The sequence below is a fragment of the Clostridium sp. Marseille-P7770 genome, assembly GCF_902143525.1.
GTDB lineage: Bacteria > Bacillota > Clostridia > Lachnospirales > Lachnospiraceae > Pilosibacter.
On the sequence record NZ_CABFVC010000001.1, the window covers coordinates 11,978 to 34,254 of the forward strand.

At 46.7% G+C, this 22,277-nt stretch carries 27 protein-coding genes and 1 other RNA gene; 7 read left to right on the forward strand and 21 right to left on the reverse strand.

The genetic code is table 11. The annotated features are described in order from the left end of the window. Nucleotides 1-15: 15 nt before the first annotated feature. From FN001_RS00090 to FN001_RS00120, 7 genes are all read right to left on the reverse strand, one after another. Nucleotides 16-720, reverse strand: coding sequence for a DUF2815 family protein (locus tag FN001_RS00090; RefSeq protein ID WP_142410428.1), 705 nt, complete (start codon nucleotides 718-720; stop codon nucleotides 16-18). After that, complete coding sequence (locus tag FN001_RS00095; protein ID WP_142410429.1) at nucleotides 713-1,924, reverse strand: DUF2800 domain-containing protein; 1,212 nt, start codon at nucleotides 1,922-1,924, stop codon at nucleotides 713-715. Before FN001_RS00095 ends, FN001_RS00090 begins: the two co-directional genes overlap by 8 nt. Continuing rightward, nucleotides 1,924-2,445, reverse strand: coding sequence for a hypothetical protein (locus tag FN001_RS00100; RefSeq protein ID WP_142410430.1), 522 nt, complete (start codon nucleotides 2,443-2,445; stop codon nucleotides 1,924-1,926). Before FN001_RS00100 ends, FN001_RS00095 begins: the two co-directional genes overlap by 1 nt. A gap of 12 nt (nucleotides 2,446-2,457) precedes the next feature. Continuing rightward, the gene (locus FN001_RS00105) at nucleotides 2,458-2,679 is read right to left on the reverse strand and encodes a PC4/YdbC family ssDNA-binding protein (RefSeq protein ID WP_142410431.1); all 222 of its coding nucleotides are present in this window, start codon (nucleotides 2,677-2,679) and stop codon (nucleotides 2,458-2,460) included. Then, a complete protein-coding gene (locus FN001_RS00110; RefSeq protein ID WP_142410432.1) occupies nucleotides 2,663-3,016 on the reverse strand; it encodes a hypothetical protein in 354 nt (117 codons plus the stop codon). Before FN001_RS00110 ends, FN001_RS00105 begins: the two co-directional genes overlap by 17 nt. A gap of 92 nt (nucleotides 3,017-3,108) precedes the next feature. After that, the gene (locus FN001_RS00115; RefSeq protein ID WP_142410433.1) at nucleotides 3,109-3,369 is read right to left on the reverse strand and encodes a hypothetical protein; all 261 of its coding nucleotides are present in this window, start codon (nucleotides 3,367-3,369) and stop codon (nucleotides 3,109-3,111) included. A 15-nt stretch (nucleotides 3,370-3,384) separates the two neighbouring features. Next, on the reverse strand, nucleotides 3,385-3,669 hold the full coding sequence (locus tag FN001_RS00120; RefSeq protein ID WP_142410434.1) for a hypothetical protein: 285 nt from the start codon (nucleotides 3,667-3,669) through the stop codon (nucleotides 3,385-3,387). Between the two features lie 110 nt (nucleotides 3,670-3,779). On the opposite strand from FN001_RS00120, the gene FN001_RS00125 reads away from it, so the two are divergent. Then, nucleotides 3,780-4,373 (forward strand): hypothetical protein, encoded by a 594-nt coding sequence (locus FN001_RS00125; RefSeq protein WP_142410435.1) that lies wholly within the window; start codon nucleotides 3,780-3,782, stop codon nucleotides 4,371-4,373. A 178-nt stretch (nucleotides 4,374-4,551) separates the two neighbouring features. Here FN001_RS00125 and FN001_RS00130 read toward each other — a convergent pair whose 3' ends face one another. Further along, the gene (locus FN001_RS00130) at nucleotides 4,552-4,764 is read right to left on the reverse strand and encodes a helix-turn-helix transcriptional regulator (protein WP_243121901.1); all 213 of its coding nucleotides are present in this window, start codon (nucleotides 4,762-4,764) and stop codon (nucleotides 4,552-4,554) included. Between the two features lie 148 nt (nucleotides 4,765-4,912). On the opposite strand from FN001_RS00130, the gene FN001_RS00135 reads away from it, so the two are divergent. The 5 genes from FN001_RS00135 (at nucleotide 4,913) to FN001_RS00155 (ending at nucleotide 8,569) form a co-directional block, all read left to right on the forward strand. Further along, nucleotides 4,913-5,353 carry a helix-turn-helix domain-containing protein gene (locus tag FN001_RS00135; RefSeq protein ID WP_142410436.1) on the forward strand — a complete coding sequence of 147 codons (441 nt, stop codon included), beginning with the start codon at nucleotides 4,913-4,915 and terminating at the stop codon, nucleotides 5,351-5,353. Between the two features lie 5 nt (nucleotides 5,354-5,358). Beyond that, nucleotides 5,359-5,796 (forward strand): ImmA/IrrE family metallo-endopeptidase, encoded by a 438-nt coding sequence (locus tag FN001_RS00140; RefSeq protein ID WP_142410437.1) that lies wholly within the window; start codon nucleotides 5,359-5,361, stop codon nucleotides 5,794-5,796. Between the two features lie 93 nt (nucleotides 5,797-5,889). Then, nucleotides 5,890-6,546: a DUF4236 domain-containing protein gene (locus FN001_RS00145; protein WP_118322403.1), complete on the forward strand. Its 657-nt coding sequence runs from the start codon at nucleotides 5,890-5,892 to the stop codon at nucleotides 6,544-6,546. Nucleotides 6,547-6,567: 21 nt separating this feature from the next. Next, nucleotides 6,568-7,113 carry a Uma2 family endonuclease gene (locus tag FN001_RS00150; RefSeq protein WP_142410438.1) on the forward strand — a complete coding sequence of 182 codons (546 nt, stop codon included), beginning with the start codon at nucleotides 6,568-6,570 and terminating at the stop codon, nucleotides 7,111-7,113. Nucleotides 7,114-7,333: 220 nt separating this feature from the next. After that, nucleotides 7,334-8,569, forward strand: coding sequence for a site-specific integrase (locus FN001_RS00155; RefSeq protein ID WP_142410439.1), 1,236 nt, complete (start codon nucleotides 7,334-7,336; stop codon nucleotides 8,567-8,569). A 26-nt stretch (nucleotides 8,570-8,595) separates the two neighbouring features. On the opposite strand, the gene ssrA is transcribed toward FN001_RS00155, so the two are convergent. Further along, nucleotides 8,596-8,939, reverse strand: a transfer-messenger RNA (tmRNA) gene (gene ssrA / locus FN001_RS00160). Between the two features lie 341 nt (nucleotides 8,940-9,280). Then, entirely contained in the window at nucleotides 9,281-10,426 is a 1,146-nt protein-coding gene (locus FN001_RS00165; RefSeq protein WP_142410440.1) for an iron-containing alcohol dehydrogenase, read from the reverse strand. Nucleotides 10,427-11,199: 773 nt separating this feature from the next. Between FN001_RS00165 and FN001_RS00170 the strand changes: the two genes are divergently transcribed. After that, nucleotides 11,200-12,075 carry a phosphoribosylaminoimidazolesuccinocarboxamide synthase gene (locus FN001_RS00170; protein WP_015554215.1) on the forward strand — a complete coding sequence of 292 codons (876 nt, stop codon included), beginning with the start codon at nucleotides 11,200-11,202 and terminating at the stop codon, nucleotides 12,073-12,075. Between the two features lie 157 nt (nucleotides 12,076-12,232). Here the strand turns inward: FN001_RS00170 and FN001_RS00175 are convergent, their stop codons facing one another. From FN001_RS00175 to hgdB, 11 genes are all read right to left on the reverse strand, one after another. Further along, on the reverse strand, nucleotides 12,233-13,324 hold the full coding sequence (locus FN001_RS00175; RefSeq protein ID WP_015554214.1) for a M42 family metallopeptidase: 1,092 nt from the start codon (nucleotides 13,322-13,324) through the stop codon (nucleotides 12,233-12,235). 81 nt (nucleotides 13,325-13,405) lie between these two features. Further along, on the reverse strand, nucleotides 13,406-14,254 hold the full coding sequence (locus FN001_RS00180; RefSeq protein ID WP_142410441.1) for a response regulator transcription factor: 849 nt from the start codon (nucleotides 14,252-14,254) through the stop codon (nucleotides 13,406-13,408). 41 nt (nucleotides 14,255-14,295) lie between these two features. Next, the gene (locus FN001_RS00185; RefSeq protein WP_142410442.1) at nucleotides 14,296-16,023 is read right to left on the reverse strand and encodes a sensor histidine kinase; all 1,728 of its coding nucleotides are present in this window, start codon (nucleotides 16,021-16,023) and stop codon (nucleotides 14,296-14,298) included. Further along, nucleotides 16,020-17,054 (reverse strand): ABC transporter substrate-binding protein, encoded by a 1,035-nt coding sequence (locus tag FN001_RS00190; protein WP_142410443.1) that lies wholly within the window; start codon nucleotides 17,052-17,054, stop codon nucleotides 16,020-16,022. The genes FN001_RS00185 and FN001_RS00190 overlap by 4 nt, the downstream gene beginning before the upstream one ends. 318 nt (nucleotides 17,055-17,372) lie before the next feature. Then, complete coding sequence (locus FN001_RS00195; protein ID WP_142410444.1) at nucleotides 17,373-17,771, reverse strand: hypothetical protein; 399 nt, start codon at nucleotides 17,769-17,771, stop codon at nucleotides 17,373-17,375. A 227-nt stretch (nucleotides 17,772-17,998) separates the two neighbouring features. Then, a complete protein-coding gene (locus FN001_RS00200; RefSeq protein ID WP_142410445.1) occupies nucleotides 17,999-18,652 on the reverse strand; it encodes a hypothetical protein in 654 nt (217 codons plus the stop codon). A 167-nt stretch (nucleotides 18,653-18,819) separates the two neighbouring features. Beyond that, a complete protein-coding gene (locus tag FN001_RS00205; RefSeq protein ID WP_243121902.1) occupies nucleotides 18,820-19,680 on the reverse strand; it encodes a peptidase dimerization domain-containing protein in 861 nt (286 codons plus the stop codon). A gap of 11 nt (nucleotides 19,681-19,691) precedes the next feature. Then, entirely contained in the window at nucleotides 19,692-20,015 is a 324-nt protein-coding gene (locus FN001_RS18280) for a zinc-binding metallopeptidase family protein (RefSeq protein ID WP_242998053.1), read from the reverse strand. Then, nucleotides 20,008-20,358: a LysR family transcriptional regulator gene (locus FN001_RS18645; RefSeq protein WP_486463472.1), complete on the reverse strand. Its 351-nt coding sequence runs from the start codon at nucleotides 20,356-20,358 to the stop codon at nucleotides 20,008-20,010. Before FN001_RS18645 ends, FN001_RS18280 begins: the two co-directional genes overlap by 8 nt. Before the next feature lie 77 nt (nucleotides 20,359-20,435). Continuing rightward, on the reverse strand, nucleotides 20,436-20,609 hold the full coding sequence (locus FN001_RS17900) for a hypothetical protein (protein WP_182435781.1): 174 nt from the start codon (nucleotides 20,607-20,609) through the stop codon (nucleotides 20,436-20,438). A 514-nt stretch (nucleotides 20,610-21,123) separates the two neighbouring features. Then, nucleotides 21,124-22,275, reverse strand: a complete 1,152-nt coding sequence (hgdB, locus tag FN001_RS00215) for a (R)-2-hydroxyglutaryl-CoA dehydratase subunit beta (protein ID WP_015554212.1) — start codon at nucleotides 22,273-22,275, stop codon at nucleotides 21,124-21,126. Nucleotides 22,276-22,277 lie beyond the last annotated feature (2 nt).

Sequence of the window (22,277 nt, forward strand, 5' to 3'; positions counted from 1 at the left end):
AAAGCCCCTGGATTCTTAATACGGCATTCCGGTTAACGGATTCACACCGGTTCCCGGCTGTCCCCACGGTGCCCGCCCTGCTGCCGGCTGGGTGTATCCCGGAGCTGCCTCAGCCGCATAAGCTGATTGCTGCGGAACTGCGTAGGCCGGCTGCTGAGCTGCCATTGTCGGCTGCTGTGGAGCTCCGAAGGCCTGTGCTGCTGTCATGGAGCTGCCGCCCAGTGCCTCTCCGTCTCTTAACTTCTGCACCGGTCCCAGTCCGCAGCCGATTCCCTTCTTTCCCCCGAACATGTATGGATAGAAGGTGATATTCACGCGGCCGTACATGCCGCTGTATACCTCCGACTGGTTGATGATCGGGTTTCCCATACGGTCCACGACCTCCGGCGGATAATCGGCTTTCGCGCTGGCCGTAAATACCCAGTGTCCTTTACACTCTTCCCCGAACGGCATTCCGTCAGAAGGTCTTACACCATCACCGTCATAGACCGGTGTCGGTACGATCGGCGGGCACACGCCATTCCATTTATCAGAGATACCTCTCTGTTTTGCCGCCTCGATCGCCGCATTGATACGGGACATAGTGTCCACATCAGTCTTCGGTACAAGGACTGTCACACTGTATTTTTCCTCCTGCCCCTGCATTGCTGCATAGGGTTTAAATAAATGCGCGTAGCTGAATCTTACTTCTCCTGTTGTAACGTTTGTCATCTCATTCATGGTCTGTTTCCTCCTTGAACGCCTCCGCAGCGCTGATCTTATTGGTGATCGCCGGTCTCTTGTCGGAATCTTCCACCAGTGCCGGCTTTCCGTTTTTCTTGGTAACAAATTCGCCTACGTTTGCAGCGAATTCCTTTTTGCCGATGATTTTTTCCACCTGTGCGAGGGTAAGCGGTTTTCTTTCCCACAGTACCTCTGTCCGGATCCCGGCTTCTTCCAAGCGGGCAAATGCGGCATCCATATCCGTCCAGTCTCTGGTAGCTCGTCCGGCCACCGCTTTCCATCCAGGGATCTCTTTTCCTGAGAGGCAGGCTTCCAGTGCGGAGGCCTCGATGTCTTTGAGCCATTTCGCCACGTCCTGTCCATCCTTCAGGTATTTCCCCATCTCCTCAAAAGTGAGGAGCGCCGGATCGTCTTTTACTTTGAACGCAAGTTCCACGTTCTTTTCCGCACGGGCCCTGCAGCGTCCCCTTGCCCTGCAGTATCTGCAGGTCTTCGGACCAGTAACAAAGTCCCCGACGCCTTGGATCGCGAGTGCTGCACGATCCTTCACCACTTCTCCGAATTTCAGGAGATCTTCCAGGCTGCACTCCCATTCGGAAATCCCATCCGGAAGTCTGGGCTGCACGATCGACATCCGGACGGTATGGATCTCATACAGGATCCGGTATGCTTCGTATGCCCCTAATGCGTAAAGCATCATCTGCGGATTGTGGTCTGCATCCACGCGCCCATCCGGGCTCTTGCCGTATTTGAAATCGATCACATGGATGACCCCGCCTCCTACCAGGATGCAGTCAGCACTTCCGGATGCCGGTGCTTCGTCAGGCAGATTCGGAATGTATGTACGGAGATCTACCCGGCGTTCGATGTCCACATGTGGAGAAACTGCGAAGTTTAATGCCACAGATTTAACGTAATCCAGATAATCATCGGTGTATCCCATCATCTCATCCGCCCAGATCTCATTTCCTCTTAATTTCTTGATCTCCGCGTTCATCTTGCGTTTTCCGAATTCTGTCGTGTAGAAATAGTTTCTCAGCTTAAGCTCCGCCAGTTCATGCGCCAGGGTGCCCTCCTCTGCCGCTTTGGAAGAAGTGTCCGGGAACTGGCTTCCCAGGATCACACTCGGGGTGCAGGCCATCCACTGATAAGCGTTCGACGGGCTAAGGGTCGAATGACTTCTTTCCGCGTGTCCCCCCATTAGATCTGTGCCCCCATTTCTCTCAGTGCCGTCGCGAATGCCCCATACTGGTTCGGCTGAAGGTGGGGAACCGAGTTAACTCCGAACTGTGCCAGAAGGTTGATGAGATCATTCTGTCTTCCGGAGTCCATCAGCTGCATGGCTGCCTTCGCCAGATCATCCGGAGTGTACGTTCTCGTACTGGTCGGCACTGTCTGAACTGGTGCTGCTGGAGCCTGCGTCACCGGGGCCGTGTGGATCGGGGCTGTCTGAACTGGCGCTGTCGGCGCTCCCTGGACCGGAGTTACTGGAGCTGCCGATACGTTCTGCACCGGAGCTGCAGGAGAATTATGGACCGGAACTGCCGAAGCGTTCTGAACCGGGACCGGTGCAGTCTCTGTTTTAAAGGACGGCTGAACGGTTGCCACCGGTGTAACCGCGGTATTCTGGCTGGACTTTCCTTCCTTAACAGCCGGTCCTGTGATCATTTCAGCAAATGTCTTTACCTCGGCAATGGTTTCAAAAGTTACTGTGATGTTCATAGATGGATCCTCCTAAAATTTAATATTTGAAAGCTTGTCCTGTAAGACGAGCAGTTCTTCTTTTGATAAGGTAATACCCTTCGTCATCCTGGAACGGTCTTCGTTCCATCTGCGGAGATCGTACTTCGGTTCGTTGTCTCCCCACTCGATCAGATTGAGTTCCAGGTGATATCCGTGGATCTCTGGAAATTCGATGAACGTTTCCAGAATCTCGCATTTAATGTTTCCCGTCATCGTCTTCTCCCTTCAGCTCTTCCATTGTTTCATCTGCGATCGTACACGCACTCTCCTTAAGTGCCTGGTTAACCGCAGCACCCATAAGCTTGGCAAGCTCTGCCATTGCCGCAGCATAGTCAAGCTTGGTTTTATACACCGATCTAAAGGCACTAACAATCCATTTCGCGATATTGCTCGGGAGGTCCTGCACGCATGTATTTCCCGTTTCGATCTCATATCCTTTATAAGTTGTGCCGTCCTCATTTTTCTCTTCTTCGGTAATCATAAGCCCCATGAAGAACTCGCCTGTAATCTCATTCTTGCATCTGTCATCCTCAATCGTTACTTTTACCATCTTGATTTTCTCCTCTTTCTCCTCTAAAATAGAGGTGTAATCTTTTTTACATGTGATCCCCTCGGAGTTGCCGCTCCGCTATGGGGATCTTTTTATGCAATTCCAGCCATGCGAGCCAGAACGTATATCATGCCGCCGCAGGTCACACACTCAACAATGCGACAAATCTTTTCCATCACTTCGAATAGTGTCGGCTGCTGCTTGTCCTGATCGTAGGACTCCTCGAGTTCCGGATCCTCTTCGTACATTTCGGACACCGATACTCGTCTCGGATCACTGCGAACCGGGATACATTCCAGACCTGGCCGCAGTACTGGCAGAGCACCTGCCGTCCCCTCATTGTTCTCATGCATCTATTTCACCTCCTTTTACATCAGAATAAATTCCTTGATTTCTTTCGATGTAAGCTCCCGGCCCAGGAGCACGGATGCTGCCTGGATTGGGGTAAATTTTAATACAGTTGCGATTTTCTGCATCTCATCCAGGGAATAAGTCTCTGGCCGGTGGTACTTATTCTGGATCGTTTTCTTCGTTACCCCGACCTTAACAGCCAGAGCGGCATCATCGATTGCCAGCCGCTCCTTATTCCCCGCAATACATGCGCGAACGATCCGGTTCCGCTCTTCCTGCATACTTGGTTTTAATTTTGGCATACTCTCTCACCCCTTCCGCATCTTTGTATGCTTGCTTCCATATCCCCATTGCGTTATACTTTCTATACAGGCGTTGCACCGCCGAGTACTAAAGGCATAGGGAGTAATTTATGAGTATCGCAGCAACATTTATTACCACAAACGGAATTACATTTCACATTGAACGCAATGGCGAATTTGTCTCTACAGCACTTGGGCTTCCCAATCATGAGAAATCCACCCGAAAACCTTATATTGGAATGCTTGAAGATGCCGATGTCAATATCGGCGACTGGTTAATAAATCCAAATAATGATCGTTTTCTTGTAAAGGACAAAGTGGCTGATTTTGCTTTTGGTGTGTTCCAACAATATAAAATATTTTATTTAACAGAAGCAGAAGCAAAGGAAAAATCTACTGCTTCTGGCTCCACAGTATTTAATATCGGAACTGCCACTGGTTCTGTCATCGGAACACAGGCAAAAGTAAATTTTAATTATAAAACCACCATGCAGGAGCTTAGAGAACAGATTGCCTCAAATAATTCTCCAGATAAAGAACAACTAGAGAAACTTCTTTCAATGCTTGAAATGATCACAAATGGCGACGTTCCCGTCCAAAAGGGTCTTCTTTCAAAGTTTTCAGAAGTTATGGAACGTAATTCCTGGATAACAAATTCCATTGCCTCTACTCTTTTATCTTGGCTGACAGCTCAGATACACTAATATTGCCTTTCAGGGACAACTGCAGCTCCGGTTCTCCACATCCGGAGCTTTTTAATGTATATCCAGAAAAGATATCCGGCAGTGCCTTCCCATCAACTTCAACCAGGATTCTTGAATCGACCTGCGATATATTAATGTTCGTCTCTCTCACCCCTTTCGCATCTTATAAAGTATCACTTTAAGTGGATTCTTTGGGTAAAAAAATATTATCTACCGGGATCCCGTAAATCTTGAAAAGCATATTCATATCCGCAAATGACGGTATTGATGTTCCCTTTTCCCAGTTAATTATCGTTCTTTTACCCACTTTAAGCTTCATAGCGGCTTCTTCTTGGGTCATTTTCGCATTTACTCTGGCAGCCGCCAAGCTAATCTGTATAGCCTTGGGCAATTTATCTCACTCCTTTCCTGAATCTGACCTTAGTATACCATCACTTTAAGTGTGCGTCAACACTTTTAGTGAAATATTTTCACTTTTAGTGTTGCATTATCATTACTTTTGGTGTATCATCAAGGTAACAACGAAAGGAGTGAATCTAATGCCAGAGCAAGATTTCAATGCTGTTTTTTCAAAACGCTTGCGCTATTATTTGAATAAATTTGAAATTACCCAAGTTGAATTAGCAAAAAAATTGGGTGTCGGTACAACTTCTGTATATAACTGGTGTAACGGAATAAAATCTCCACGAATGGACAAAGTCGATGCCATGTGTGATTTATTTCATTGTAATAGATCTGATTTAATGGAAGACAAATCAACTACATCCTCCGAACTCACCGCTCGCGATGAGAAAGACATCGCCAAGATCCTGGAACAGACCAAGGAGCAGCTGCTCTCCCAGGAAGGGCTGATGTTCGACGGCGATCCGGCATCTCCGGAGGCGATCAATTCAATTCTGGATGCAATGCAGATCGGAATGGAAATGGCTAAGAAAAAGAATAAAGAGAAATACACGCCCAAGAAATATAAAAAGGACTGATTTCCATGCGCATAAAGAAACTGGTATCACGCCTCGTCCGGAAATACCAGACGCGTGATCCATTTGAAATGATAAAGGGAATGAATGTGATCCTGGTCCATTACCCGTTAGAGGGTGTCCGTGGGTTTTACCAGTACTTCCAGCGGAATCATATCATCTATCTGGATGAACGACTCACAGAGGCGGAGCAGCGCTTTGTTCTCGCCCATGAGCTGGGACACCTGTTCCTTCATAAGAAATCGAATGCGATCTTTATGGATTCCAGGACACAATTCAACACGGACAAATATGAACGGGAAGCCGATACCTTCGCGATGGAGCTTCTGGTTCCGGACTCCGTGATCTTCGAGCATCCCGATCTGACGATCGGCCAGCTGTCCCGTCTGACTGGATATACTGAGGAGCTGTTGAAAAATAAAAATTTTTTTAACATTACTGAATAGGCACATAATAATCGATTATTCATATCATATGGGATTTCACTCACAAATTATGTACTCGATTCCTATATTACGATTACATTATGGAGGTATTTTATGGGGCTTCGTTTCAGAAAATCATTTAAAATTCTACCTGGTGTAAAAATAAATTTCAATAAAAATAGTACTAGTATAACCTTCGGCGACAAAGGTGTTCACTATACGGTGAATTCAAAAGGTAAGAGAACGGGAACTTTCGGAATCCCTGGCACCGGAATTTACTATACAACATCTTCATCCTCGCGCAGAAAAGCTAAATCTAATACGCCAGCATCTTCAAAGTCATCTCCAATTTCATATAAAACTCTTTTTTATGGATTCTTAGGATGCTTTCTTCTTGTAGGTGTGGCTTCTGGTTTTGGGACAAAACAGCCTGTGAAATCTACGCAAACCAATTCACAGGAAATCGTTTCTCCAACTATAGAACTCAATGAATACGCTCCATCAGAGGTCTCTCTAGTTGTCGGAGACTCTCACGAAACCTCTTTTATGATAAGACCTACATCTGTAGATAAGAATAATATTGATATCGTAAATAGCAATAATTCAGTTGTTGACTGTAGTATAACAGATATCCATTTAGCGTGCGGTAAAGTAGTTACCACTGTTATCTGTCATGCATTATCACCGGGAAATGCGGAACTGTACTGCACTTTAAAGGATGAGGACATCAAAAGTGAACCTATAATATTAACTGTTTCTAACAGTAAATAGTTAAATGAAAGGAGTGTTCCTATGCCATTATTAAAAAATGACCATTATACATCCGAAGACTACTGGAACTTACCAGAAGAAGAACGCGCCGAGCTGATCAATGGCAAATTTTACGACATGGCTCCACCGAGCCGGATCCACCAGAAACTCGTGAGCAAACTGACAGCTCTCTTTAATCAGTACATTACTGATCACCACGGATCCTGCGAGGTATACCCTGCCCCCTTCGCCGTCAATCTCGATGCCGATGACAAGGACTGGGTGGAACCGGATATCTCTGTAATCTGCGATCCAAATAAGCTGACCGACCGCGGATGCTCCGGAGCCCCAGATCTCATTTTCGAGATTGTCTCCCCGGCCAGCCGCAAAATGGACTACAGCCTGAAGAACATGATCTATTCCCAGGCCGGTGTCCGGGAATACTGGATCGTAGATCCAGCCAAGGAAAAGGTTGTCGTCTACTGCTACGAAAACGACAGTGACCCCTGCCTTTATTCTTTCGATGCTGATGTCCCTGTTGGAATCTATCCGGGACTTACGATCCGGATCCGGGATCTCTTGAAATAAATTAGCTGCACCTGTGCAGCTTCCATAAATAGCAAAACCGCCCGGTGCTACCAACACCGAACGGCTTTACATAGATTTTCTCTTGCCGGATGCTCCGGAAGATATAAATCAGACTTAAGACACCTGAATTATATCATCTCCAGTGCGTCCTGGCAAGGGGCGTATTTTTTATACCCATTTTTAGGTGTTGCGACGTCGCAACAGGAAGGAGCATGATATAATGGCTACTGCGAAAAAGCTACCCTCCGGATCCTGGAGGTGTCTTGTGTACAGTCACACTGAGCGTATATTCGACACGAAATCAGGTACATGGAAGGATAAACGAATTTATGAATCATTTACCAGCGATGACCCATCAAGACGCGGGAAAGCGGATGCTGAGCGTCAGGCCGCCGAATTTCAACAGGATCGTGACACCAATGTCAGCCGGAAACGTCAAAAAAACGGAAACATTTTGCTGAAAGATGCAATGAAGAAGTACGTAGAAGCCATCGGCCCATCGCTCTCAGGTACCACTGTCCAGGGATATTCAAAAGAACAATACGACTCCTATGCTTTCCTAATGGAAAAGAAGCTTAAAGACATCACCACAGAGGACTTGCAGAAAGCTGTTGATGACGATACGAAGCGCCCCTCAAAACGTTCAACAAAAACGAAAGCACCTATATCACCCAAGACTGTTCGAAACACTTACAGCTACATACGAAGCGTTATAAACTATTTTTATCCGAACGATAACTATGATGTAAGGCTGCCTAAGATACCTAAGAAAGTTAAAAATCTTATTCCTGCAAAAACTGTGCTGGAAATCATTAAAGATACGGAAATCGAACTGCCGTGTCTCCTGGCCTGCTGGCTCAGCTACTCTATGTCTGAGATCCGTGGAATCCGTGTTCGAGATATCTCTAACGGGTACATTACCCTGGACCGTGTTATCGTTGACATCGGACAGACTCCAACGGTAAAGGAAAGCGGCAAAGCGGAAGCCCGTCTGCGTAAGCATCACATCCCGAATTATATTCAAGCATTGATCGACAAGAATATCTCCGGGAAGAAACCAGATGATCCGTTGATCACCCTGAGCGGACATGCAATTTACATGCGCTGGGTATCTCTTTTAGAGCAGCATGACCTACCTCACATGACATTCCACGATCTGCGGCACCTCAATGCATCTGTAATGGCAATGCTCCGGATCCCGGATAAATATGCGCAGGAACGCGGCGGATGGTCTTCTGATCGGGTTATGAAAAACGTATACACACATACATTTTCAGAGGAACGGGAAAAGGTCGATGAGACCATAGACAATTATTTTGACTCGCTTCTGGGCGGAAGTGCTTCAGAAAAAGAGAAGTCCGCCATTGAGATTATAAATGCACTTCGTGAAGCTGATCCGAACGGCTGGTACAAAGCCCTGCTAAATATGCAACACGAAATGCAACACAAAAACTAAAAAGCCGCGTAAATACGCGGCTTTTGTCGTGGACCTGAGGGGAATCGAACCCCTGTCCGAAAACCAATCCCCTGTTCTTCTACTATCATAGTCTGTTATTTAAAATTCCCTCCCGCGCCCGAAAGCAGACATCCTGACTCGTTTGGTAGCTTCATGATACGCCCACGTGCGCAAAGCTTTGCACGTGTCGTTTCCTGCTTTAAATGATGCCGGTGACTTAAAATGCAGGTCTTCTAAGGCCGACAGCTGCCTAAATTAGGCTGCGTATGCTAATTCGTCGTTAGCGTTTATATTTAGGTTTGCCATTTAACGCATTGCATGCGGATAGCTTCACCAGCTTCAAAGTCCCCGTCGAAACCAGTACAAGCCCTTACTGGCACTCTCTTCGGAGTTAAGCTGTGGCAGAGTCTGTCTGCAGTCTCTGTCGCACGGCATTGTTTTTTCCGGGCGACCCCGGACCAAAAACTACACCCTTATGTAACCCAAATCCTATCATCATTTCTTCGAATTGTCAAGTGTATCTTTGCAAAGTCCCCTGCAGTTGTCATCATGCACGGATATTTCCCGCCTGCACACTGCAGACAGATCCTGCCGGTTCTTTCTATTATAGAGCCGCAGGATCTGTCCTCAGCCGCATCTTTCAGCATTTACAATTCAGAAAATTTTCTGTCCATCAAGATCCGCTGCCGTTGCCGTACGCATTTCCGGCATTTACATGCACTCCATCAGGATCTGATAGATTTCTTCGCGATCCAGTTCACGCGGATTTGTCTTTATGATATTGCAGGTATCAGCAACTTTCCGGAGTACCTCCGGTGTGATCTCCACATTTGATCCCAGCTGGCTCATCTTCGTCGGAAAACCGCATTCTTTCACAAATTCTTCCAATGCTTTTATTCCGCCCTCTGCTGTATCAGCGCCAAACACTGCTTTCGCAAAACGTGTGAATTTTTCTTCTGCGTCTTTCAAAATATGACGATAGTAAACCGGCTGGATCACCGCAAGACCCTGTCCATGGTTGCAGTCCGTATAAGCTCCAAGCTGATGCTCGATCTGATGAGCCTGGAAATCGGTCACACGGCCCACTTTCAGGATTCCATTCTCCGCCATCGCAGAATCCCACATCAGATTGCCTCGCGCCTGAATATCATTGATATCCACAAGAACGCGCCGCATATTGACAACCGTATTTCTCATGACTGCTAATGCCACATCATCGGAAACATTGTCCTGATCGGAAGTCCCGAGATATGTTTCCATCGCATGGCTCAATGTCTCAAATGCGCCGGAGAGCACCTGCATCTTCGGTACCGTCATCGTGTAGGACGGATCCAGGACCGCAAATGATGCCGCAGTGCCAAAGATCGGTCCCTTCCACATTTTTTCCTCACAAGTGATCACGGACCCGGCATTCATCTCCGCACCTGTTCCGGATGCTGTGACAACAGCTCCCATCGGGATCCCGGTCGTCGGGAATTTTCCCTTACCATATTCCATGTCCCAGATATCCTCATCAAGAACTGCCTGCGCAGAGATTACTTTGCAGCAGTCAATGACACTTCCGCCGCCGACAGCCAGGATAAAATCTACTTTCTTTTCCCTGACAAGAGCTGCACCTTCCTGTACCTTCGCATATGTAGGGTTCGGCATGATCCCGGAAAAATCCACGATCTCCTTCCCTGCTTCCGTGAGCAGAGATCTCATTTCGTCGTAAACTCCCGATTTTTTGATCGAACCTCCGCCGTATGCAAGCATCACAGTCTTTCCAAACCTTCCAAGTTCTGCCGCGATCGCCTTTCTTGCCGCGCCTTCTCCAATATATACCTTCATTGAATACGAATAAACAAACTCCTTCATAATAGTTTCCTCCTTCATATTGTCTGATCCTATTACTTTTTTTCAGCCGTATACTCTCATGGATCTTCCGCTCCTGTCCCTGCTGCCGGATGCAAATCTCCCGGCGCACAGAACACGCCCGATTTACGATCCTGTGATCCGATTGTTTCTATCGGTTGTTGCCATTGATTATAGGATTCGGTTGTAACTACCGGTCAAGGGGTTTTTGAAATTTTTTACATAAACCACCAGAATCCACAACTGCATGATACAGGTTCTTCAGCCCGGAAAATTCCGTTTACAAAAAACGGCAGTCGATTCTTATAAATGTTTTCTTATATATTAGTACATATCTCAATGCCTGAATCGCCTTGTGTTTCTCTGCCGCTCCGATATATTAAGTCAAGGAACTTTTCATTACTTTTCCCGGGTAGGAATTTTCTGAACGGAAAATTCCGTATGATACAGTTGTGGCCGCGAATTTTGCCGATTCAAAATGCGAAGCATCGGAAAAATCCGATTCCTTTGCGCTTTCCGTTTCTTATAAATGTCTCGTTTTATATTAGTATGTCTTATTTATAATTATTAGCAAATCTTTTAAGTATTCAGTCAAAAACTTTTGAAATTGCAACTATTCTTCAATTTCCAAAACATTCCTTTTTTCTTATGTAAATATTGTGCAAATTGAATATTGACAGAAACCGCCATTTAATGGTAATTTTACTGTAAGTTCGCTCAGCGTTTTCATGATATGACAAACGCTGTATAAGAAAATATAATGAAGAGGTGTAGACATGCAGGAATTAAAACCGATCAAAGAAGGAAAAGTACGCGAAATTTATGACAATGGCGACAGCCTGATCATGGTTGCCACCGACCGTATCAGCTGTTTTGACGTGATCCTTCACAATGAGGTTACCTCCAAAGGTGCTGTTCTGACCCAGATGTCCAAATTCTGGTTTGACCTGACAAAGGATATTCTCCCGAACCATATGATCTCCGTTGATACAAAGGATATGCCGGAGTTCTTCCAGCAGAAAAAATTTGAAGGAAAGACGATGATGTGCCGCAAGTTACATATGCTGCCGATCGAGTGCATCGTCCGCGGATATATTACAGGAAGCGGCTGGGCAAGCTACAAAAAAGACGGTACCGTCTGCGGAATCCGTCTTCCGGAAGGCTTAAAGGAATCCGATAAACTCCCGGAGCCGATCTATACTCCGTCCACAAAGGCTGAGATCGGCGACCATGATGAGAATATTTCCTTCGAGCAGAGCATCGACCATCTCGAGAAATACTTCCCGGGAAAGGGCCGCGAGTATGCAGAGCTTCTTCGTGACAGCACCATCGCTTTATATAAAAAATGTGCAGAGTACGCCCTCGCAAAAGGGATCATCATCGCCGATACAAAATTCGAATTCGGTCTTGACGAGGAGGGCAACCTCGTGATCGGTGACGAGATGCTCACACCGGACAGCTCCCGCTTCTGGCCGGCAAAAGGCTATGAGCCGGGTCACGGTCAGCCGTCCTTCGACAAGCAGTTCGCCCGCGACTGGCTCACTTCCCATCCGGGCAACGACTGGACACTTCCGCAGGAGATCGTCGATAAGACTATCGCGAAATATCTGGAAGCATATGAGATGATCACCGGGAAAAAATTAGAGGCATAACCCCCACAAACCTCCGCCTCTGAGTTTTCCCATTTAGTTCCTCATTTTTACGGAAAAAGCGTCCGGAATCCATTCCTATGGATCCGGACGCTTTTTTCTGTTGTTCTGTCTTCACCCCTCTGAAGGACACTGCCGCTTTCAGATTCCCGGGATCTTCTTATTTTAAAATATCCTGTCTGCAGATATGCCGGATCTTTTCCGCGTCAAGTCCCCGGATCACTTCCACAGCAAGATCTGCTGCCGCCTCCAGATCGGACTTCGCGCAGAAATTATAATGGGTATGGACATACCGGCTCGGGACGCCGAGAACCAGGACCGGAACTGCCTTTGCTGTCAGGCTGATCTTTCCCGCGTTCGTGCTTCCGCCACGGCGGACTGTCTCCTGAAATGGAATTCCGAATTTCTTCGCAAGCTCTTCCGCGTACTCGATAAACACCGGATTTGAAATATAACTCTTATCCATCCTGCGGATCTGGACACCGCCCCGCATATGCCCCTGTGTCTGGGCAGCACTGAAATAGAAATCATCTGACGGGGAGCCCTCAAAGACAATCGCCAGGTCCGGACGGACAATTTGGGATGTGACTGTGGCACCTCTTGTTCCAACTTCCTCCTGAGCCGCAAACGCTCCGGTCACCCGTACCGCCAGCTGATCCTTCTCCCCGCACAGACGGGTCATGGTGTCAATAATGCATGCACAGCCTGCACGGTTATCAAACGCTTTTCCAAAGCAGAGGTCACGTTCCTCATCGTAGGAAAATGAAACTTCCGGGACTGCCGGATCTCCGATGGAAATGCCGAATACTTCTGTCACTTCTTTCCTGCTCACCGCGCCGACATCCACACTCAGTGTCTCAATACTCAGCGACTGGGAAGCCCGCTCTGCCTCATTCATAAAATGGATCGGCTTGGAAGAAATAATTCCCCGTACAAGTTTCCCGCTTCTGGTCCGGATCATCACTGTGTGCGCCGGAAGGTTCGTGAGGATCACTCCACCGAGCATGAGGATCTCCAGGCTTCCGTTTTCTCTGATGCTCTGTACCATAAATCCACACTCATCTGTATGGGCATCCAGCATCACGACCGGTTTCTCCGGATCCTCACCGGGCATACGCGCATAAAGGTTATTCATCGCGTCATTTTCCAGCTCCAGTCCTTTACAGTACTTTGCAACCGTGCGGATTACATCCTCCTCAAATCCGCTCGGTCCAAACGCATCACAGATCTCCCCAAACATCTTTACATTCATAATGATTCCTCCTGTATTTTTATTTTAATTCTTACCTTTTCCATTGGCAGACTCCACCGGCTTGCTTTTTCAGGATTCCGATTATTTTTCCTGTATCTCCGATGGAGCAACGCCCACAATTTTTTTAAATGTGTTAGAAAAATACGCAATATCTTTATATCCGACTTTTTCTGCCACCTCGTACACCTTGTTCCGGTGATCCGAAAGCAGTTCCACTGCCTTTTTCATCCGGTACCGTGTGAGCCATCCCATCACCGTATATCCCGTCTCTTTCTTGAAGCAGTGGCTCAGGTGGCCTTCGCTGATCCCCACCGCACCTGCGATCTTCGCCACATTGATCGTACTTTCCCCGTAATGAGATGCCATATAAAGCACCGCGTCCCGGACGTATCCGGTAAGTCCCGCGGTATTCTCATCGAATGGCAGGCAGAGCCGGATCACCGTGGCATCGCTCTCCGGTCTGTCACCTTCCAAAGCGTCCGGATATTGCTCCTTTTCCAGCGCGTTATCCGGAACAGATCTGCTCAGACCGGTACCGCTTCTCTTCTCCCGATCCGTCTCGATCCGCTCTTTTGCCCTGAGGATCGCGCTTTCCAGTTCCCCGTCCTCAAAAGGCTTTAACAGATAATCAAATGCGTAAAGCTTCAACGCCTCTCTGGCGTAGGAAAACTCGCTGTACGCGGTCAGAAAGATCACCTGTACCGGATTTTTCTCTTCACGAAGCTTCTTTAACATCTCAAGACCGTTCATCTTAGGCATCCGGATATCACAGATCATCAGGTCCGGATTCTTTTCATGGACCAGCTCCAATGCGTCCAATCCATTTTCCGCCTCACCCACGACCTCGCATCCCAGCGTAGTCCAGTCCGTCTCACCGACAATTCCCATTCGTACGAACCGCTCGTCATCTACAACGATCACCTTTATCATAACAGCTCCCCCCTTCCTTTTTTCCTTTCCCCCATTGATCATCAGGATCTGTTTTCCATACCGGGAGCAGGCTGTCCGGAACCTTTCACCGGTATTCTTATCGTTACCTTTGTTCCACCTGCAGCCAGCCGCTCTGCCCTGAGACCGTAGTCTTTTCCATAATGAAGCCGGATGATCGTATCCACATTGTAAAAGCCGATGTGGCCATTCTTCTGTTCCTTGTCCCGGTTTCCGAGCCGTCGGATCACTTCATCACTGATCCCGCAGCCGTCATCCGAAACCTCAACGACAAGTTCCGCCTGATCCAGATACGCCCGGACAAAGATATGTCCCTCATCCGCGTCTGCCAGTCCATGGATCACCGCATTCTCAACGATCGGCTGTACGATCAGCTTCGGCACCATGATCGTTTCCGTCTCCGGATCGATCTCGTACTGAAAATCAAACTTTCCGTTAAACCGGATCCTCTGGATCTCAGCATAGCTCTCGACCAGCGTCATCTCCTCTTTCAGCGTGATAAACTGTGCATTGGAGATACTCGTCCGAAGGATCTTTGCAAGCTTTGACGCAAGCGTCGCAAGCTCCGGAATATGGTTCGCCTTCGCCACCCATTTCATCGTATCAAGGGTATTGTAGAGAAAATGCGGGTTTAGCTGGGACTGCATCATGGCGATCTGGGTCTCATTCAGCTCCTTTTCGCGCCGAACCCGCTCCCCCATATAGGAGGAGATCCTCTTTGTCATGATATTAAAATTTTCCGCCAGCTCCCCAAACTCGTCCTGACGTTCCATGTCCACATGGGTATCCAGTTTTCCCTCCTGAACCTCATCCATGGCATCATGAAGCACATGGATCGGCTTGGAGAGAAAAGAGCTGATCCCAACCGCAACGCCAACGCTTAAAAGAAAGCTTCCTGCGGCCATGAAAAAAAGAACCGTATACATGGATCTCGTGGTATCACTCGTAAAAACATGGGGACGGATCAGGACACTGTAAAGCCCTGTGTCCCCCAGCTTTGAAACGTAAATACTATTGTTGTTCCAAACCTCCGTCAGAGGTTCTCCCTGTAAAAAACGGTTTCTCAGAACATCTCCGACCGTCTCCCCCGATGCCGTGCCTACGCTGTACACAGTCTCCAGAAATCCATTGAGGATACAGATTCCGTCCTGACCGCTGTATGTACCGGAGAGCGCCTTCGCGAAATGCTCCGCCGTCATTGTGGCCACAAAATATCCGGAACATTCCTCCGAATTTCCGGTCACCGCTCTAGCAAACCGCAGGACCTCATCACCGCCAATCTCCAGATCACTCCGGATGATCAGGTCATTCGGATGGGCATGTGCCTCTCTCAGGATCCCCCAGTATACCGGCAGTGTCTGTCCGTAGGTACGGTTTCCCGTAGAGTACAGGCAGGAGCCGCCCGCATTGTAGAGATGAAATCCCGCCATCTCACGGCATGCAGCGGTCGCTCCGTACAGACTTCGGTACACTTCATTCTTCTTTCCAAAGCTCTCCTTTTCCAGTGCCTCGGCAACCAGCGGATCCGTACACAGTTCCTCCGCCGCGTCATGATAAGCGTCGAACAGCGTCATCAGCTGCTGTTCTACCGCACCGGCAAGCTCCATATCCTTTTTTTCAAAATCTCTTCCGACCTTCACCTTAAACATCTGAATCAGAAACACACAGCACACGATCAACGGAAGAACAGACACCGCAAGAAAACTCACAAGAAGCTCCCGCCGGAAGGATCTCTGAATAAAATTCTTCATGATCCACCTCCGTTTTCCGCCATGAGCGCCGCCCATTTTTCCAAAATGGATTTCTGGTTTTTCACCGCCCATCCAAGATCGAAGTCCATGATCGAACCCTCTTCCTTCTGATCCGGGGTAATATCATCGCGGACCGTCCGTCTGTAAAGCTTCTCGACAGCCAGTCTCTGGACATCTGGACTCACGATAAAATCCACAAAAAGCTTCGCGTTTTCTTCATGCTCCGCCCCCCTGATCACCGCGCATCCGTCTGCCACCGCGCTGGTTCCCTCCCGCGGATAGACGATCGAGATCGCCGCGCCGCGGTCGATATACTTTTTCGCAGTTTCCTCCAGGGTCAGACCAACCAGATATGTTCCCTCTGACACCTCATCGAGTACGGCGCCTGACCCTGCCGCCATCCGGCGGCCGAGTACTCCGGCAAACCGTTCCAGAACCTCATTTTCACGCATCGGCAGGACCTGGATCATCGTCTCCAGCATCGTGCAGCTGCTGCCGGATCTTCCCGGGTCCGCAAAGGACACCTTTCCGTCCCAGTTCCCGTCAAACAGATCCTCAAATCCCCGCGGGGCGGCAGCCGCGTCCACCAGCTTATTGTTGTAGATCAGGACAATGGGAAGCTCCGTAAACGGAGTCCAGACATGATCCTCCGTCCGGTATATACTCTCGATATGATCGCTCTGGGTGCTCTCATATGACACGAAGCAGTCCTTAAAGACCTCATAGCTCTCCACACCTCCGCCAAACATCACGTCACAGGATCCCTTTTCTCCCTCTTCCCGGATCCGCTCCAGAAGCTCCGTCGTTCCCCCGGGAAGCACTTCCACCCAGATTCCGGTCCGCTCCTCAAACTCCTTTATGATCGGTGCATAGACCTCCTGCTTATGGGAAGTATACACCGTAAGTCTCTTCTCCGCACTCACTTTCTCCGGTCCCTGGCCGCTGCTCTCCCCTGTGCTGCAGCCCGCCGCACTCATCGCCGCAACTGCAATTCCAAGGAACAACGCCCATACGTTTCTCTTTCCCTTCACTCCCCCGAAATCCCCCTTTTGATTCCGTTCAGATTTTATTTATCCCTTTCATATCAGTTCTACTATTCGCTCTTTTCCACCCATTTTATCATATTTCTTATACAAAAGCCACAAAAAATAGCACTGTTGCTCTATAAAAAGAAACTCCCTTTTCGGAAAAGTGTTCCTACTGTATATAAACTCATTTTTATACGTTTTCCACGATTTTTATTTATTTTTCCATAATGGGGAGTTCGTTTTACTTAATGATTATACGCAATTCGTGAAATTGAAATTTTTGAAAGGCTACTTCACTTGGATGGTGAGGTAGCCTTTTACTTATCTATAGCCTTTGCTATATAATTCTCTTGCTAAATCATACATTTCAATCTGTTTGACAACTTCTTTCAGCTGACTTTCAGACAAACTATTTATGAAATCTAATTGCTCTTGTTTGGTTTTTCTATTTTCAAATCGACAGTCGCACTTATTTGAAATTTTATGCATTCTGCTTGCCAAAAAGCCTTTATCATTTTCTGATATGTTATTTGCTTCATATACTTCAATCATTTTATCAAGCATTTGCATATCGTATGATGTTATATTCAACTCATCAGGTCTGCTTGATTCACAGTATCCCAAAACAACATATCTAAAATCATCAAATTTACCATCTGTATAACGATACAAAAAGTTATGCCAATTCCAAATTCTTTTAAATACTTCTTCTCTTGTCATAAGTTTATCCACCTTCTTATTATGCGCGTAGATTATTGATATATTTTGTTAAAAATGCCTTATTATCTTTTGAAGCTTGTAATGCATCTGTGTAGTAACCACCGATAACCTTTTGCATTCCTGTTCTTACTTTATCTTGCAATATTACATCATATTGTTTAAAGTCTGCATCACTCCCTTTTCGGAAAAGTGTTTCTGATATTACTTAGCCCAAACTATCCTGTTATTTATTGTTCTGCTTCTTTGACAACTTTGATACCGTAAACCTCTGTTATCTGTGCTGGATAACTTTCTGCAATTTCTCCGTTATATGCTATTTCAATAATGTCACCAACATTTGGTTGTGGAGCAGTACCTATGTTTTTCATTGGTACTATAATCAGATCTGCACTGTTTAATTCTTGACTACCCTCTACTGGTTCTACTAAAAAATAATTATCACGAATTTCAAGAATGGTTGCTTCAAAAATAGTGTTATTTTCTTCACCTATTCCACTTGGTCTGAGCCATTGACCTGTTTCTTCATCTTTCACTAAAACCAACTCGTAACCTCTCTCCGGTCTGTTAAAATAAATTTCTGTATCATCCGAAGTAAGCTCTAATTGGAAGCTATGCTCTGCTCCAATCGGACTGTTTATTCCACCAAATGTCGAAAAAAATGTAAGATAATGTGGTTTTACTCCACCGCCATTGTCTTTAAATCCTCTGATATATCCTGTAGATGTTGGAATTCCTACATCAAGCGTGATCTCCGTTCCATCCTCTGATACAGAGTAATCAACTAATACGACATCCATTCTTTTTTGAAAACCTGTGCCAATAAAGAATAGAGCTACTAATACAGCTAAAATTACAATTACTGCAATTATTCTTTTTTTCATAATCAAACACCTCCATTGATTTGGTGAAACTTCAAACAAATTCGTTTTTAAATTAACCTTAATGTATATTTATACATCAATAATGCATAATTATACATATTTTTTCATTCAGACACACAATTCCGAAAAGGGAGAAAAGAAACAACAGTGCCAATACATTCTCCAAACTATTTTTCTTTATAAAAAATGGGGATTTGTTTTTCGTGATATGTGCGGATATTTTTCTGAAAATCAGGATCCACCAAAATATCATATCCAGTCATGGCAAGTCCTTTTGCGCCTTTTAAGCAGATTTCCTGCGCCTCTAAGCTTCCTGCCGCATTTGCATACTCTATCGTATGACCCTGAATTGTTTTGTCATCTGTGATGGACAGATAATCATGAATCGCCGGAATTTTGATGGATACATTTCCGATGTCCGAAGAACCGTATTGCTTTTTCGGATCCGGCCATTCCATGTGAATTCCTATCAATTCCATATTATCCTTGAATGCCTGACACATCGGCTGATTTGGATATCGTTCCGCATAGATATCGCCCAGATTAATCAAAGCATTTGCTCCTGTCAGTTTTTCTGCATTTTCTACACAGCGTTTTAAAATTTCAATCAGTTCCTCCGTCCTCTTCATCGTATCCGCCCGGACACAGAACTCACATTCTGCCTGCGCAGGAATCACATTTGCAGCGCTGCCACCGTTTGTTATAATTCCATTGATGTTGTCCTGAGGATCGAATGTCGGACGTAGAAGATCAATCTGCTGGAACACATGAAGAACAGCACTTAACACATTGATTCCATTCTTCGGCACGGAGGAATGCGCTCCTTTTCCCGTAAAACTAATTGTCAGCGTACATGCTGCCCTGCCGCCTCTGCCAACCAGATTCGCTCCTCCGGATGACGGATGCATCATCAAAGCGAAGTCTACATCGTCAAATGCTCCATTTCTGAGAAGTTTTACCTTTCCAGCTCCTCCTTCCTCCGCCGGAGTTCCGATCAGGCAAACATTTCCGTTTAATTCCGCCATCATGGAGGCAAGTCCTAAAATGCCCCAGTCGAACAGGTGGCAATCAGATTATGACCACAGCCATGACCAATGCCTCTGAGTGCGTCATATTCCGCCAGAAATGCAACATTCGGTCCCTTCCCTTTTCCCGCTTTATCTGCGCGAAAGGCAGTCTGAAGACCTCCATACCCCTTTTGCACCTGAAATCCGTGATGCTCCAGAACCGAAGAAATTGCCTCCACCGCCTGAAACTCTTCAAAACCAAGTTCCGGATGATCATGGATCTTCTTTGACAATTCAAACAATTCATCCCTGCTGCGATTGATCGCATCTGCAATACGTTCTTTTTTATTATTCATGTATTTCCCTGCTTTCATTCTGGAATGCTACTGCTGCCATACACATCACTCTTGTCATTAACTGGATCCAATGCTCATCCACCATAAAATGCTCATTGTGTGCTGACGCATACTCTCCTACCGCCATCTTGATAAATTTTGCATATCGGTACAGGCTCTCCCCTGCAGTTGTCAGGGTAAGCGTATTCTTTCTGTTAAAAAACTCTACTCCAAACTGTTTTTCCAATTTTGCAATATAATTACTCAATGATTGCTGCGAAATATACAGTCGCTTTGCGGCCTTTGTAAAATTCATCTCTTCCACAGCAGCAATAACGTAATTCCAGTTTGTGTTGCCCGTGATTCCATCTCCCGCTCAAACTTATGTTTATCTGTACAGTTGTACACACCATTTTCTCTGAATTTTCCATTTATTTTGCATTAATATTCTTTTTTCTCAGAATCATATATTATGCCGCGATAATTATCTTTACAAGCTAATATACCACATTTTAGTATTTTCCGATAGTGTCCTTTACTTAAATTTATATCTGCAGGCTTGCCTTCCTCTATCCCCCAACACGGAACCTCTTTTTTCTTTTTTCTCTTTTCCATATCTCCCATCCCCCAGCGCAGGACCGCCTCCGGACACGGGTGCCTGATTCCAGAGGCATGGCTTCCTCTTGGCTACCCGGGAGAATGCGTTGGAGAACAGGGGACACTTGTTTAAGCCGCAGGCGAGTTGTGTCCCCTGCTCTCCGCCCTTAGCATTCTTTCGGGAGCTTAGAGGAACCGTCTCTGGAAACCAGTACCCGGGGCCGGAGGCGGCCCTGCGCGTCCCCGGACCCATTATGAAGCACCATCTCCCCACAACAAAAAAACCGCCGCACCTCCACGATCTCCCCAAAAGGAAATCATGTTCGGTACGGCGGTTTTTTGCCTGACTCCGCGTGAACACTAAAAAAAAAGAACGCCTGCCCCCTCTCATTATGAATTATCTTCTTTTCCGCCTTACGGCGTCCAAGAAGCTTCGGACCTCGTCCTTATACTGCCCCGGCAATAGAATTGCTTATGAAAGCAAGCTTTCAACACAATTCTATCACCAGGTCAGTGCAATTCAAAGTTTTATTTACTTTCTCATCTCAAGAACATCCGCAAATGCCTCGATAGCAGTTGCAGCCTGTCCGAAGTCTCTCATCTGCTGGTCAACACCAAGCTTGATGTGCGGGATACCTGCATTGTCGAGAGCTTTCTTGAGGTACGGATACTCCATCTCCTCCGGATCGCAGAACTGCTGCATGAAGAGTACAAGACCCTGAGCGCCGCTCTTCTTAACCATGTCAGCCACGAACTCGCCACGGCGGTTCTTGGAAGACTGCGGATCATAAAGAAGGATATCGTAATCCATGTTTGCAAACTGTTTAGCAAGAGCTCTGAGAGCATCCTGCTCATCCTCCGGAACGTCTGTACGGAAGGAACGACTCTCATGAGCAACATCATCAGCTGCGATCGCGATGTTGTTATTCTCGAAGATCTCAAGAAGCTTCGGGTTGTCTACGATGATACCGGATGTAACAACCTTTGTTCCCTTCCAGTCACATACCGGAAGAGCTGCGAGCTCTTTGTTTAACTCTTCAAGTTTTGCAGTGTATTCCGGTTTCTCCATGAAGAAGAATGCCTTTAATACTGCGGAACGCTTTGTAGGAGTTACAACGTCACAGTGCTCGTTAGCGAGTTTTACGAACTCACGGCGAGCTGCACGGCTCTTGTTGTAAACCTTGATTGCGTCAAGGATCGCATCGTTGGTGATCTCGTGGCCACATACTTCCTCGAGGTCAGCCTTAACGTTTGCGTACTCCTCCTCACAGAACTTAAGTCCGAACTCTTCGAAACGGTTCTGCGGATGAGCAAGGAAGATAACTTTCATCTTGTCGCCCATAGCAACACGGAAGTTCTGGCTCATCGGACGTAATGTATCACAGATTGTTGGTGTGATGATTCCGTCTAACTGATCCATAGTTCCGTCAAGAAGCATTTCAAGTGCGAGCTGAGCGATTGTGCAGTAGAAGGTTGCACAGTACTCTTTTGCACGGCTGATTGTCTTGTTGTTGGAGCCCCAGATTCCCATCGGAACCATGCCTGCAGCATATACAAGCTCTTCCGGAGCGTAGTACGGGAGAACGCCGATGACCTTCTTGCCCTGTGCTTTATATTCAGCAAGCTGCTGTTTCGGAGTTGCAGCTTTTACTTTAAATTCGTCAAATAATGCGTTGATACTCATGG

Excerpts from the sequence above, each read along its gene's own strand:
- FN001_RS00090 (WP_142410428.1), bottom strand. The coding sequence starts at position 720 with ATGAATGAGATGACAAACGTTACAACAGGAGAAGTAAGATTCAGCTAC.
- FN001_RS00095 (WP_142410429.1), bottom strand. The coding sequence starts at position 1,924 with ATGGGGGGACACGCGGAAAGAAGTCATTCGACCCTTAGCCCGTCGAAC.
- FN001_RS00100 (WP_142410430.1), bottom strand. The coding sequence starts at position 2,445 with ATGAACATCACAGTAACTTTTGAAACCATTGCCGAGGTAAAGACATTT.
- FN001_RS00105 (WP_142410431.1), bottom strand. The coding sequence starts at position 2,679 with ATGACGGGAAACATTAAATGCGAGATTCTGGAAACGTTCATCGAATTT.
- FN001_RS00110 (WP_142410432.1), bottom strand. The coding sequence starts at position 3,016 with ATGGTAAAAGTAACGATTGAGGATGACAGATGCAAGAATGAGATTACA.
- FN001_RS00115 (WP_142410433.1), bottom strand. The coding sequence starts at position 3,369 with ATGCATGAGAACAATGAGGGGACGGCAGGTGCTCTGCCAGTACTGCGG.
- FN001_RS00120 (WP_142410434.1), bottom strand. The coding sequence starts at position 3,669 with ATGCCAAAATTAAAACCAAGTATGCAGGAAGAGCGGAACCGGATCGTT.
- FN001_RS00125 (WP_142410435.1), top strand. The coding sequence starts at position 3,780 with ATGAGTATCGCAGCAACATTTATTACCACAAACGGAATTACATTTCAC.
- FN001_RS00135 (WP_142410436.1), top strand. The coding sequence starts at position 4,913 with ATGCCAGAGCAAGATTTCAATGCTGTTTTTTCAAAACGCTTGCGCTAT.
- FN001_RS00140 (WP_142410437.1), top strand. The coding sequence starts at position 5,359 with ATGCGCATAAAGAAACTGGTATCACGCCTCGTCCGGAAATACCAGACG.
- FN001_RS00145 (WP_118322403.1), top strand. The coding sequence starts at position 5,890 with ATGGGGCTTCGTTTCAGAAAATCATTTAAAATTCTACCTGGTGTAAAA.
- FN001_RS00150 (WP_142410438.1), top strand. The coding sequence starts at position 6,568 with ATGCCATTATTAAAAAATGACCATTATACATCCGAAGACTACTGGAAC.
- FN001_RS00155 (WP_142410439.1), top strand. The coding sequence starts at position 7,334 with ATGGCTACTGCGAAAAAGCTACCCTCCGGATCCTGGAGGTGTCTTGTG.
- FN001_RS00165 (WP_142410440.1), bottom strand. The coding sequence starts at position 10,426 with ATGAAGGAGTTTGTTTATTCGTATTCAATGAAGGTATATATTGGAGAA.
- FN001_RS00170 (WP_015554215.1), top strand. The coding sequence starts at position 11,200 with ATGCAGGAATTAAAACCGATCAAAGAAGGAAAAGTACGCGAAATTTAT.
- FN001_RS00175 (WP_015554214.1), bottom strand. The coding sequence starts at position 13,324 with ATGAATGTAAAGATGTTTGGGGAGATCTGTGATGCGTTTGGACCGAGC.
- FN001_RS00180 (WP_142410441.1), bottom strand. The coding sequence starts at position 14,254 with ATGATAAAGGTGATCGTTGTAGATGACGAGCGGTTCGTACGAATGGGA.
- FN001_RS00185 (WP_142410442.1), bottom strand. The coding sequence starts at position 16,023 with ATGAAGAATTTTATTCAGAGATCCTTCCGGCGGGAGCTTCTTGTGAGT.
- FN001_RS00195 (WP_142410444.1), bottom strand. The coding sequence starts at position 17,771 with ATGACAAGAGAAGAAGTATTTAAAAGAATTTGGAATTGGCATAACTTT.
- FN001_RS00200 (WP_142410445.1), bottom strand. The coding sequence starts at position 18,652 with ATGAAAAAAAGAATAATTGCAGTAATTGTAATTTTAGCTGTATTAGTA.
- FN001_RS00205 (WP_243121902.1), bottom strand. The coding sequence starts at position 19,680 with ATGATGGCGGAATTAAACGGAAATGTTTGCCTGATCGGAACTCCGGCG.
- FN001_RS18280 (WP_242998053.1), bottom strand. The coding sequence starts at position 20,015 with ATGAATAATAAAAAAGAACGTATTGCAGATGCGATCAATCGCAGCAGG.
- FN001_RS17900 (WP_182435781.1), bottom strand. The coding sequence starts at position 20,609 with ATGGAAAAGAGAAAAAAGAAAAAAGAGGTTCCGTGTTGGGGGATAGAG.
- hgdB (WP_015554212.1), bottom strand. The coding sequence starts at position 22,275 with ATGAGTATCAACGCATTATTTGACGAATTTAAAGTAAAAGCTGCAACT.